At 60.9% G+C, this 11,527-nt stretch carries 11 protein-coding genes; 5 read left to right on the forward strand and 6 right to left on the reverse strand.

The annotated features are described in order from the left end of the window. Positions 1 to 94: 94 nt before the first annotated feature. Entirely contained in the window at positions 95 to 1,591 is a 1,497-nt protein-coding gene (locus ACO6VD_RS16795; protein ID WP_422420705.1) for a histidine kinase, read from the reverse strand. A gap of 134 nt (positions 1,592 to 1,725) precedes the next feature. Between ACO6VD_RS16795 and serB the strand changes: the two genes are divergently transcribed. Beyond that, on the forward strand, positions 1,726 to 2,940 hold the full coding sequence (gene serB, locus ACO6VD_RS16800) for a phosphoserine phosphatase SerB (RefSeq protein ID WP_422420706.1): 1,215 nt from the start codon (positions 1,726 to 1,728) through the stop codon (positions 2,938 to 2,940). A gap of 45 nt (positions 2,941 to 2,985) precedes the next feature. Here the strand turns inward: serB and asd are convergent, their stop codons facing one another. From asd to ACO6VD_RS16815, 3 genes are read right to left on the reverse strand one after another with little or no spacing between them, the layout of a single operon-like run. Further along, complete coding sequence (asd, locus tag ACO6VD_RS16805) at positions 2,986 to 3,849, reverse strand: archaetidylserine decarboxylase (RefSeq protein WP_038615233.1); 864 nt, start codon at positions 3,847 to 3,849, stop codon at positions 2,986 to 2,988. Positions 3,850 to 3,858: 9 nt separating this feature from the next. Then, positions 3,859 to 4,668: a rhodanese-like domain-containing protein gene (locus ACO6VD_RS16810; protein WP_422420707.1), complete on the reverse strand. Its 810-nt coding sequence runs from the start codon at positions 4,666 to 4,668 to the stop codon at positions 3,859 to 3,861. A 46-nt stretch (positions 4,669 to 4,714) separates the two neighbouring features. After that, positions 4,715 to 6,244, reverse strand: coding sequence for an HDOD domain-containing protein (locus tag ACO6VD_RS16815; RefSeq protein ID WP_422420715.1), 1,530 nt, complete (start codon positions 6,242 to 6,244; stop codon positions 4,715 to 4,717). A 135-nt stretch (positions 6,245 to 6,379) separates the two neighbouring features. On the opposite strand from ACO6VD_RS16815, the gene motA reads away from it, so the two are divergent. Both motA and motB read left to right on the forward strand, forming a co-directional pair. Next, a complete protein-coding gene (gene motA, locus ACO6VD_RS16820; protein WP_128321559.1) occupies positions 6,380 to 7,231 on the forward strand; it encodes a flagellar motor stator protein MotA in 852 nt (283 codons plus the stop codon). Between the two features lie 3 nt (positions 7,232 to 7,234). Further along, entirely contained in the window at positions 7,235 to 8,227 is a 993-nt protein-coding gene (gene motB, locus ACO6VD_RS16825; RefSeq protein ID WP_422420709.1) for a flagellar motor protein MotB, read from the forward strand. Between the two features lie 66 nt (positions 8,228 to 8,293). Here motB and ACO6VD_RS16830 read toward each other — a convergent pair whose 3' ends face one another. Then, a complete protein-coding gene (locus tag ACO6VD_RS16830; protein WP_422420711.1) occupies positions 8,294 to 8,776 on the reverse strand; it encodes a toll/interleukin-1 receptor domain-containing protein in 483 nt (160 codons plus the stop codon). 258 nt (positions 8,777 to 9,034) lie between these two features. Next, entirely contained in the window at positions 9,035 to 10,066 is a 1,032-nt protein-coding gene (gene rsgA / locus ACO6VD_RS16835; RefSeq protein ID WP_400172667.1) for a small ribosomal subunit biogenesis GTPase RsgA, read from the reverse strand. Between the two features lie 91 nt (positions 10,067 to 10,157). On the opposite strand from rsgA, the gene orn reads away from it, so the two are divergent. Then, the gene (orn, locus tag ACO6VD_RS16840; protein ID WP_422420712.1) at positions 10,158 to 10,700 is read left to right on the forward strand and encodes an oligoribonuclease; all 543 of its coding nucleotides are present in this window, start codon (positions 10,158 to 10,160) and stop codon (positions 10,698 to 10,700) included. A gap of 100 nt (positions 10,701 to 10,800) precedes the next feature. Further along, a complete protein-coding gene (locus tag ACO6VD_RS16845; RefSeq protein ID WP_400172666.1) occupies positions 10,801 to 11,412 on the forward strand; it encodes a trimeric intracellular cation channel family protein in 612 nt (203 codons plus the stop codon). The last annotated feature ends 115 nt before the right edge of the window (positions 11,413 to 11,527 follow it).

The following is an 11,527-nucleotide window of genomic DNA, read 5'->3' on the forward strand; positions in this document are numbered from 1 at the left end:
GGCCTCCACCCCCCTCCCTCCCCTTCCCCCCCCCCCCCCCCCCCCCCCCCCCCCCCCCCCCCCCCCACCGGGGTGCGCGATCAATGCACAGAGATCAACCCTTGACCCGGCGCTCATGCATCCGTGCCAGCTGACGTTCCAGCATCGACGGGTAGGGCTCCATCAGGCGCTCGACACAGCAGGCGCCTTCGGGGCTGGCAATCGGACGGATACGGGCGCGTTGGCGGATAAGGGCATCGTCGTTGATCTTGCGCTCAACCAGCAGCAGGTTGCGGCTGTGTTGCGACAGGGCCAGGGCGTCCTGGGCCTTCTCGGTCAGCAGCAGATCAATCTGGCTCAGGCCGTGCAGGTCTTCACCCAGGGCCAGGCCCAGCTGAAGTTGCAGGGTAATGCCGCTGTCAGCCACTTCGATCTGCAGGGCGTGTCCCAGCGCGCGCAGCAACTCACCACAGCAAATGGCGTTGGTGAGGTAGTCCTCACCGCTGTCCTGGCTGTGGAACAACATCAGGGTGCTGCCGTCGTTGAGGGTATGCACTTCGCTTTCATACAGCGATGCGGCCTGGTCAAGGCAGTCGCGATAACGCTCCAGCAGCTCGGTCAGACGCGCCCGCGGCAGACGCCGAAGTTGCTCCTGGGAGCCCAGTTGCACGGCCAGTACGGCACTGGCCTGTGGCTCGCGATTGGCCGGCTGCGCAACCGGGCGCGGGGCGCTGTGCGCTTCGTCGTCGATCAGGTCGGCAAAGGCGTCGTCACTTTCGTCATCGGTGGTGACCGGTTTGCTGATCCTGGCAACAGCAGGGGCTTCGTCAAAACTCGGGTCGCGCAGGTTACGCACTTCAAACTCGGGTTCGTCCTCGTCTTCTTCCGGCGCTTCGGGCTCCGGCTCGACTTCCCGCGGTGGCGGGGCAAAGCGCGTGTGCAGCTGGCGCGCCAGGTCGCCGATCTCATCCTGGCGGTCGGTGGCCGGAGTGAACTCGTTGATGTCGCGCAGCCAGACCCGCAGCTGCAGCAGCGGCGTGGAGATGTAGCGTCCAAGGCGCAAGCTCATGGCCAGGGCCAGGGCCAGCAGAATACCGGCAAGGATGCCCATGCTCTGCAGGCTGATGGTCAGCGGCTGCTGGAACTGGCTCATGTCCAGGCTGATACGCAATTGGCCGGCGGTCACGTCCTGGAAAGTGATTTTGGTCTGGTACAGACCTTCAGCTTCACCCAGCAGGCCGTTCTTCGGGCGCTGGCCGGCTTCGGCAAGGATGCGGTTATCGACGCTGTAGATGGCTGCATGGGCAACCAGGGGGTTCTTCACCAGGTTCCCCAGCAGCACATTGAGGCTGAGGATGTCGTTGGACACCAGCAGCTCGGTCGCCGAGGTAGCGGTCTGCGTGGTCAGGCTTTGCCCCAGGGCATCGGCTTGTTCATGCATGGCCTGTTTGAACTGCAAACCCATCACGCAGGCATAGATCACCAGCGCCAGTGCTACCAGCAGCACGTTATGGCAGGCGATACGCAGCGCAAGCGGCACACGGCGTTGGCGCAAAGCGTGAAAAATCAGCAGGAAGAAGTTGTCGGTTTTAACGGGCGTGGGCCGGTTCACAGAGCGCGGCTCTTTATGTCGGAGAAGTTGCTGCGCAGTATAGCGAGCGCTCAAGGACCGGCAAAGCATCGGCTGCGCCCGATGGTCAGCGAAAATCGGTAGAATGTGCTTTTTTCCATGAGTCGGAGCCCGTTTTGCGCGAAATCGTTCTGATTAACATCACAGGTGAAGACCGTCCGGGTCTTACTGCGGCCATCACCGGCGTTCTGGCTCAGGGTGGTGTGAACATCCTCGACATCGGTCAGGCGGTGATTCATGACACCCTTTCCTTCGGCATCCTAGTGGAAATCCCGGATACCGAGAAAGCCTCAACGGTCCTGAAAAACATTCAGTTTGCGGGCAACGAACTCGATCAACAGGTCCGTTTCACGCCGGTTTCCGAAGCCGACTACCAAAGCTGGGTCGAGGGCCAGGGCAAAGCGCGTCACATCGTGACATTGCTGACCCGCAAGGTTACCGCCGAGCAGCTGCAGCGAGTCAGCTCGATCACGGCCAAGTACGGGCTGAACATTGACCATATCGATCGACTCTCCGGGCGTGTGGCCTTGGATACGCCGGTCGAACAGGGCAAGGGTTGCATCGAGTTCTCGGTGCGTGGCGAACCGGCCGATCCGCAAGCCCTGCGCGCCGAGTTCCTCAGCGTGGCGCAGGAACTCAATGTCGATATCGCCTTCCAGCAGGATTCGTTGTTCCGTCGTAACCGCCGCCTGGCGGTGTTCGATATGGACTCGACGCTGATCGAGGCTGAAGTGATCGACGAGCTGGCCAAGGCTGCCGGTGTGGGCGAGCAGGTGTCGGAAATCACCGAGCGGGCCATGCGTGGCGAACTGGATTTCCGCGCCAGCTTCAAAGAGCGCCTGGCGTTGCTCAAGGGCCTGGACGTTGGCGTGCTCGACGAAATCGGTGCCTCGCTGCGTCTGACCGAAGGTGCCGAGACCCTGTTTGCCGAACTCAAGCGCCTGGGCTACAAAACCGCGATCCTGTCGGGTGGCTTCACGTACTTTGCCAAGCAGCTGCAGGCCAAGCTGGGCATCGACTACGTGTTTGCCAACGAGCTGGAAGTGGTTGACGGCAAAGTTACCGGTGTTGCGGTTGAGCCGATTGTCGACGCCCAGCGCAAGGCTGACCTGCTGGGTGAACTGGCGCGCAAGGAAGGCTTGCAGATGGAACAGACCATCGCCGTGGGCGACGGCGCGAACGATCTGCCGATGTTGGCTATCGCCGGCTTGGGCGTGGCATTCCGTGCCAAACCGCTGGTCAAGCAGTCGGCCAAGCAGGCGATCTCGACCTTGGGCCTGGATGGCGTGCTGTACCTTTTGGGCTTCCGCGACCGCGACGGTCGTAGTTAAAAGCCAGGCACAAAAAAGCCCGCATCGCTGCGGGCTTTTTCATGTTCAGGCCTGGGCAGGCAATGCCAGGCGCTGACCCATGCTCACCGCCGAACCGGCGCCGAGTTCTTCGGCCCATTTGACCTGCTCTGGTCCAAACAGCACGACTGCAGTCGAGCCCAGCTTGAAGCGGCCAAGTTCCGCACCTTTTTCCAGGTGGATCGGAGCGCGGCTGGCTTCGTCGTAGCGGAACGTCTTCAGTTCACGCTTCGGTGGCGTTACCAGACCAGCCCAGACGGTTTCGATCGAGGCGACGATCATTGCGCCGACCAGTACCACGGCCATCGGTCCGCGCTCGGTATCGAACAGGCACACTACGCGTTCGTTACGGGCGAACAGTTCCGGTACGTTTTCGGCGGTGGTCTGGTTGACCGAGAACAGCCGGCCCGGGACGTAGATCATCTCGCGCAGGGTACCGGCCAGTGGCATGTGCACGCGGTGGTAGTCCTTCGGCGACAGGTAGATGGTGGCAAACTCGCCGCCCATGAACGGCGCCGCATTGGCCGGGTCACCGCCGAGCAGTTCAAGCGCGCTGAAGCTGTGGCCTTTGGCCTGGAAGATGCGACCGTGCTCGATCGGGCCCAGTTGGCTGACGGCACCGTCGGCCGGGCAGAGTACTGCACCCGGGGTCTCGTCGAGTGGACGGGCACCGGGCTTCAGGGCGCGGGTGAAGAAGGCGTTGAAGTGCTCGTAAGCAGTGACGTCTTCGACCAGGGCCTGGGACATATCGACCTGGTAGCGTTTGGCGAACCAGCTGGTGAAGGCATTCTTGAACCAGCGCACGCGGCATTCGGCAATACAGCCGGCCAGACGCGACAGCAGGTGGTGAGGCAGCAGGTACTGACTGATGATGAACAAGCGGGATTTCATTAGGTTTCCTTAAACTTCAACAGGGGTGTCGGGGTGGTTGCCCCATTCGCCCCAGGATCCGGCATAGGCTTTGACCCGAGGGTAGCCCAGATGCTTGGCCACCAGGTAGGTAAAGCCGGAGCGGTGATGAGTCTGGCAGTGGGTAACCACTTCCTTGTCTTTGCTGATGCCCAGCTGTTCGAGGATTTCGGGCATGTCCTTACGAATGCGCAAGGCGTCATTCATGTCCATGCCGGCGGTCCACTCAAAATTGACTGCGCCTGGAATATGTCCGCCTTTGGCGGCCAGGACTTTCTCGCCGCGGTATTCGGCCGGGCTGCGGGCATCCCAGATTGCCAGGTCGGCGGCGCCGATACGGCTTTGCAGGTATTCGCGGGTGGCCGTGGGCTCGTCGTGCAGGGTCAGGCTGACCGTACCGCTGGCAGCGGCCGGTACTTCGGTGCTGAGGGTGCTCGCTGGCCACGCCTGCGCACCACCGTTGAGGTAGTGATAGTGCTTGTGACCGATCACATCCAGCAACCAGATGAAGCGCCCGGCCCAGCCGCCACCTTCATCGTCATAGACCACGTAGACCGCATTGGCGTTGTGGCCGAGTTCGGCAAACAGTTTTTCCAGATCGGCTTTGGCCGGCAGCAGGCCCGGCGCTGGGGGTTGACCCAGCTGGGTACGCTTCGGGTCGACAAAGCGAGCCCCCGGGATATGCCCGCTGTTATAGCGGTTGGCGCTGGTCAGATCCACCAGGATCAACTCTGGAGCACCAAGCCGGGCTTGCAGGTCAGCCGGCTCGATTACCAGGGGCAAGCCAGAAAATTCAGTCATCCAGAGTCTCCACAGCGGAACAGAGGGGGCGATTGTAGCGCATGGGTCATGCGCTGCGGTTGCTGAAGGCGGTCAGGGCACGTTCGATACATTGCGCGGTTTTGCCAAAGGCTTGCACGCTGACGTCGGTCAGCGGTTTTCCGCCTTGATCGGCGATCAGCAGCATCACTACGCGGCCATTGCTCGAAAGTGAGCGCAATAGCAGGTGTTCGCTGCGAAACAGCGTACGCAGCTGGACGGGGAGCAGTGCGGAGAACTGCGCATGATTTTCCGGTGTCAGGCGCAGTTGCGCAGCCGAACTCAACAGGCGCTGGAGCAATTTGCTCTGCTCGATCGGCAGCGCCAGGCTGGCAGCATCAGGCGCAAGCCCGGCAATTTGATGCACCCGCAGCTGACTCAGGGTCTTATCGGTCATCAGTAGCATCACCCGCTGCATGCCACAGGCGAACAAGGCATCGCGGGCTACGGTTGTCAGGTGGATGGCATTGCTGAACGGGCTGGGCTCGATCAACAGCTCGGCACACAGCTTGCGCCAGGTTCCCAGGGCCTGCGCCGAGGGCGGCGGCGGTGCAATCTGGCCGGGGTGCAGACGGCGCTGATGCCAGGGCCAGAGCAGGGCTTGGGCAGGGTGAAACAGGTCAGGGCCGGCATGATGACGGGCGCTGGTTGCGGCTTGTTGGTGCACCAGTTGTTGCACATCATCCATTGAAGCCTGCAGGTACAGGCTGGTGAGCAATTGCCAGCGTCGTACATGCGGGTTGGTCCAGCCGACTTGTGCCGCCAGTGCCAGGCCGTTGGCCAGGAGCACGGTGTTGGCCGGTTGATTGAACCAGCGGCGCACGCTTGGGTGTTCGTCCAGGCGCTGCTGCTGATGCAGGCTGCTTGGGTCACGGGCGATATGCAGCGCCTGGGCCAGCAAACGGCGTTCATCCTGCAGCAGGTGATAGCCGCGGGTGACCCATTCCGGCAAGCGCCAGTGTTCGGCTAGCGCCTTGCACAGGCTTAGCACCCGTACCCCGAATAGCTCCCTCTCAACCTGTGCTGCCGACTCGCCCTGGTGTACGACCCGCAGCTCCCAGTCTTCGAGCAGCGTGGGAAAGCTCAGGGCCAATGGCCACAAGGGCGACAGAAACAGCAGGCTGCCCCAGTGGATTTCTTGCCAGAGCCGCGCCAGACGGCTGGCGAACAGGCCGTTAGCCTGCTGGCTGGCGTGCTGGCTGACCAGCTGCAGTTGGCGCAAGGTTGGCGCAATCTCGTCTTCCGGGAGTGCCGGCAGGCGCTCCAGCAGTTCTGCCGTGCGTGTCAGCCCCAGGCGATTGAGGGCGATTTCCAGGCTTTCGGCAGGTTCACCGGTGCTGGTATGGGTGTGATGATTGGCCTCGCGCATGACACTGAGTACCAGGGCCGGGCTGCTCTGCATCAATTCGGCAATGTCGCGCAGCGAGCGGCGGCTGTCGGCGATGGCGGCTTTTACCCGCTCGTAGCTGGCCAGGGGAACCGGCAGTCGAACGCTATCGAGCAGCTTGACCCAGGCATCGAGTGTTTTTGGTGTTTGATCTGGCACGATGGTTTCAATACGCCTGCTGGAGGGGCCGAACTGGCTTTTCGCCTGGACTGACTATAGTCTGGCGCAGATCTGCCGATAAGTAGAAGAAGAGTTTTATTAACTTCCGCTCACGACCCTGACCACGACAGTAAGTGCTTTCTATCTATGGCTAAAATTATCGGCATCATCGTCGTATTCGCGAGTGTGCTCGGCGGATATGTTCTATCCCACGGCAAAATTGCGGCACTGATTCAGCCTTTCGAAGTGCTGATTATCGGCGGCGCGGCCTTTGGTGCGTTCCTGCAGGCGAACCCCGGTTACATGACCATGCATGTAATCAAGAAGTCGCTGAAGATGTTTGGTACGCGCTTTACCCACACCTTCTATATCGAGGTGCTCGGGCTGGTCTACGAGATCCTCAACAAGAGCCGACGCGAAGGCATGATGGCGATCGAAGCCGACATTGAGGACGCCGCCGCCAGCCCGATTTTTGCCAAATACCCTGCGGTGCTGGGTGATGAGCGTATGACGGCGTTCATCTGCGACTACCTGCGCATCATGTCTACCGGCAACATGGCGCCTCACGAGCTCGAAGGCCTGTTCGACATGGAGCTGCTGAGCATGAAAGAAGAGCTCGAGCACCCGTCCCATGCCGTGACCGGTATTGCCGACGGCATGCCAGGCTTCGGTATCGTCGCGGCGGTACTGGGGATCGTGGTAACCATGGCCTCGCTGGGCGATGGCGACCAGAAATCCATCGGCCTGCACGTCGGTGCGGCGCTGGTCGGTACCTTCTTCGGTATTCTCGCCGCCTACGGCTTCTTCGGCCCGCTGGCCACCGCCCTGCGTCAGGATGCCAGGGAAGAACTCAACGTCTATGAGGCCATCAAGGCTTCGCTGGTGGCTTCGGCCTCCGGTATGCCGCCGTCGCTGGCCGTGGAATTCGGGCGCAAGGTGCTGTTCCCGGCCCATCGCCCGAGCTTCGCCGAGCTGGAACAAGCAGTTCGCGGTCGCTGAGTCATGGAGAACAACCAGCCCATTATCATCAAGCGCGTCAAGCGCTTTGGCGACGGCCACCACGGTGGCGCCTGGAAGATTGCCTTTGCTGACTTCGCCACGGCGATGATGGCGTTCTTCCTGGTGCTCTGGCTGTTGTCTACGGCCACACCGGAACAGAAGATCGCCATCGCTGGCTACTTCAAGGATCCGATCGGTTTTTCCGAAAGTGGCACTCCCTACATCATTGACCTGGGCGGTTCGCCACAGCTCGCGCCGGAAAAGACCATCAACCCGGAAGTGAAATCCGAGCCGACACCGGACACCAGTATCCAGCTGGATCAGGACAAGGTTGATAGCATGGCCGAGCAGGTCGAGCGTGAGCGTCTCGAACTGCTGTTGCAGGAATTGCAGAACAAGGTCGAAGAGAACCCGCAACTGCAGAAGTTCAAGGACCAGATCCTGTTCGAAATTACTCAGGATGGCCTGCGTATCCAGATCATGGATGCCGAAAACCGGCCGATGTTCGACCTGGGCAGTGCGCGCCTGCAGCCGTATTTCGAAGATATCCTGCTGGCGATGGCCGATACCATCAAGGCTGTGCCGAACAAGATCAGTATCAGTGGTCACACGGATGCCAAGCCGTATGCCGGCACGGGTGACTTCGGCAACTGGGAGCTGTCGGCCAACCGTGCCAATGCCGCGCGCCGTGCTTTGGTTGCCGGCGGCTACCCGGATACTCAGGTGGCACGGGTGGTCGGTTATGCCTCGTCGTCGCTGTTCGACCGGGCCAACCCGCTCAATCCGGTCAACCGGCGCATCGACATCATTGTCCTGACCAAGAAGGCCCAGCGCACCCTCGAAGGCGAGCAGCCGCAGCCTGCAGCGCCAGCCGCGCCTGACGGCAGCGTTCCAGCGCCGGCACCTGAGGCCGAGCCGATGCAGCCTCGCGAACTGCGTCAGAAGCTGAACATCTTCGAGGATGGTGTATTGAAGATGGATGAGAGCAAGGAATAATCCTGCGCGCTGATGACAACGCCCGTGTGCAGCGATGCTCACGGGCGTTGTGCTTTTTGGCGCAGGTCAGAAACCGCGGCGGATTTTGGCCTTCAGGTCAGCGTGGAAAAAGCCGGCATTGAGACGATTGGTGGCATCGGCGTCGGATGCGTCTCTGGCAATTGAGCGCTTGAACGTCTGTTCATCATGGTAGGCGAGCACGAACAGGTCGATATGTTCCCGTGAACTCATGATCGGCCACTTGTCCAGGTAGTCGGGCAATGTGCTGTCGATGCATTGATACAGTGATACCCGGCGATTGCTGAGCGTGGCGGCACCGAGTTGGAAGGGCACCCACCAGGAATCGGCGTGGTCCTGAGAGAGGACGCCGATCACGTGGGTGCAGCTATTGATATTGCTGCTGATCAGGCCGCTGATATCGTCGGCGCTCAGCCCGACGTCGCTGTCGAACAGGTCCAGGTGAGTGGCAATGCCTTCCAGTTTCAGGCGCTCGCTGATGATGTAGGCATCAAGGCGTTGTGGGTGGCGATAGCTGATAAGGACAGGCATCAGGCGAGCCCTCCTGGTACACAGGTTGGGCAATAGATACGTAAGGATCGGATTGTCATTGTTGATTCCTTTCATACTCAGAGCAGAGGGATGATTCGCTTCGTCGTGGCGAACCTGAAAGGCGACAATCAATGAAAGCTTGTATGGCGGCAAGGGACCACTAGCAATACAGAATGGTCCTGCTTTGCGTGGTAATTTTTCCTTCAGAAAGGTCTTACTTTGACGCGATGAGGCTCGTTGCGAGCCTCATTTTCAGCCTCAATATGTGTCTTGAGGCAAGCTGGCAATGATCGAGCGGTAGCTGTTCATCCGCTGTTGCTGGACGCGGCCGTCTTCCAGGGCCTTGAGCAGCGCGCAGCCGGGCTCGCGATCGTGCTTGCAGTCACGAAAACGGCAGGTGCCGAGCAGGTCGTTGAACTCGATAAAGCCGGCTTCGACATCGGCGCGGCTGACATGACCCAGGCCGAATTCGCGAATGCCCGGGGAGTCGATCAGTTCACCGCCACCCGGGAAGTGGTAGAGACGCGCGGTTGTGGTGGTGTGCGTGCCTTGGCCGGACCACTCCGACAGGTCGCCTACCCGGGTCTGTACCTCGGGCAGCAAGCTGTTGACCAGCGAAGACTTGCCGACCCCGGACTGCCCCACGAACACGCTGATATGCCCGTCCAGGCGCGCTTGCAGCTGCTGCATGCCATCGCCATGGTGCGCCGACACTTCCAGCAACGGATAACCCAGTTGCCTGTACACGGCCAGCAACGCGTTGAGCGCCGGGGCGTTCTGTTCGTCGATCAGGTCGGCCTTGTTCAACAGCAGCAGGGGGCGAATACCGGCGTGTTCGGCGGCTACCAGGTAGCGGTCGATGAGGTTGGCATGCGGTTCCGGCGCCGGGGCGAAGACAATCACGATCAGGTCGACGTTGGCTGCAACCGGCTTGAGCTGACCACGGCTGTCAGGACGGCACAGCTCGGTATTGCGCGGCATTTGCGCAACGATCACGCCAATACCCTGATTGCCGGCGCGCCAGACGACCCGGTCGCCGGTTACCAGCGCCGGGAGGTTGGCACGCAGGTGGCAGCGGAACACCTGGCCTGCGTCATCGCCGTCCTGTGCCTCGACCTCGACCTGCACGCCAAAGTGAGCGATCACCAGGCCCAGTTGCTCAGGGCCCAGGTCACCACCTTCGAGCTCCTGCAGGGTCTGTTGTTCGCGTTTGGCGGCGCGGGCAGCGCGTTCACCCTGGATTTTTTCGATCCGCCAATTTTGGCGACGATTGAGCTGGCGTTTGGCCATGAAGGTTCCGTGTTCGGCATGCATTATTAAACGGCGAGGAGTTTAGCACGCTCCACTAAGCTAAACTGCGCACCTACCGAGGAGCAGAATCATGCAGAACCCACAGAACCTGATCTGGATCGACCTGGAAATGACCGGTCTGGATCCGGACCACGACGTCATCATTGAAATGGCCACCATCGTCACCGACAGTGACCTCAACACCTTGGCCGAAGGGCCGGTGATCGCCATTCACCACAGTGACGAGGTGCTGGCGCGCATGGATGAGTGGAACACCCGCACCCACGGCGCTTCCGGCCTGACCCAGCGGGTCAAGGACAGTAAGGTCGGCATGGCCGAGGCCGAGGCCCAGACCATTACCTTTCTGGAGCAGTGGGTACCGAAAGGCAAGTCGCCGATCTGCGGCAACAGCATCTGCCAGGACCGCCGCTTCCTCTACCGCCACATGCGCGGCCTGGAGAACTACTTCCATTACCGCAACCTTGATGTCTCGACGCTCAAGGAGCTCGCGGCACGCTGGGCCCCTGACGTGCGCGACAGCTTCAAGAAGGGTGGCACCCACCTGGCACTGGACGATATTCGCGAGTCGATCAACGAACTTCGCCACTATCGCGAACACTTCATCAAGTTCTGATCGCATCGCCGCACGGTTGTACAGACAATCCGTGCGGCGCCCCCTGTTGGTGCTTGAGGCAACTGGTTAGACTGCGCGCCCCATTGCACGGATCTGCGCCATGTTGTTGATGCTCTACCTCATTGCAATCACTGCTGAAGCCATGACTGGCGCGCTGTCTGCCGGGCGCCGCGGCATGGACTGGTTTGGCGTGGTGCTGATTGCCTGTGTTACCGCCCTGGGCGGCGGCTCGGTGCGTGATGTGTTGCTTGGGCACTACCCGCTGACCTGGGTCAAACACCCGGAATACCTGGTGCTGACCAGCTTTGCCGCACTGATGACGATCTTCATCGCGCCCTTGATGCGGCACCTGCGCTCATTGTTCCTGGTGCTCGATGCGCTGGGCCTGGTCGCTTTTACCCTGATTGGCTGCATGACCGCGCTGGAAATGGGCCAGGGCATGCTGGTGGCGTCTATAAGCGGAGTCATCACCGGGGTCTTTGGCGGCATTCTCCGGGATATCTTCTGTAACGATATTCCGCTGATCTTCCGTCGTGAGTTGTATGCGAGCGTTTCTTTTGCCGCCGCCTGGTTCTATCTGGGCTGCGTTCATTTCAACGTGCCGGGTGAGCAGGCGATCCTGTTGACCTTGTTCGGCGGCCTGCTGCTGCGCCTGTTGGCGATTCGCTTTCACTGGGAAATGCCGAAGTTTCATTACAACGACGAGCATTGAGTCGGTAACCGTATCGCGGGGCAAGTCCGCTCCCACCGGGCTTAGACAGTGGGAGCGGGCTTGCCCCGCGATGAGTGCTGCCCACGAGCCCAACCCAAATACTCGCGGCACAGTT

It is taken from the genome of Pseudomonas sp. GZD-222 (assembly GCF_049310525.1).
In the GTDB taxonomy this organism is placed as follows: Bacteria; Pseudomonadota; Gammaproteobacteria; order Pseudomonadales; family Pseudomonadaceae; genus Aquipseudomonas.

Bases quoted from the DNA above. Each gene is read 5' to 3' on its own strand.
- motA (WP_128321559.1), top strand. From the start codon at position 6,380: ATGGCTAAAATTATCGGCATCATCGTCGTATTCGCGAGTGTGCTCGGC.
- ACO6VD_RS16810 (WP_422420707.1), bottom strand. From the start codon at position 4,668: ATGACTGAATTTTCTGGCTTGCCCCTGGTAATCGAGCCGGCTGACCTG.
- ACO6VD_RS16845 (WP_400172666.1), top strand. From the start codon at position 10,801: ATGTTGTTGATGCTCTACCTCATTGCAATCACTGCTGAAGCCATGACT.
- ACO6VD_RS16830 (WP_422420711.1), bottom strand. From the start codon at position 8,776: ATGCCTGTCCTTATCAGCTATCGCCACCCACAACGCCTTGATGCCTAC.
- rsgA (WP_400172667.1), bottom strand. From the start codon at position 10,066: ATGGCCAAACGCCAGCTCAATCGTCGCCAAAATTGGCGGATCGAAAAA.
- motB (WP_422420709.1), top strand. From the start codon at position 7,235: ATGGAGAACAACCAGCCCATTATCATCAAGCGCGTCAAGCGCTTTGGC.
- orn (WP_422420712.1), top strand. From the start codon at position 10,158: ATGCAGAACCCACAGAACCTGATCTGGATCGACCTGGAAATGACCGGT.
- asd (WP_038615233.1), bottom strand. From the start codon at position 3,849: ATGAAATCCCGCTTGTTCATCATCAGTCAGTACCTGCTGCCTCACCAC.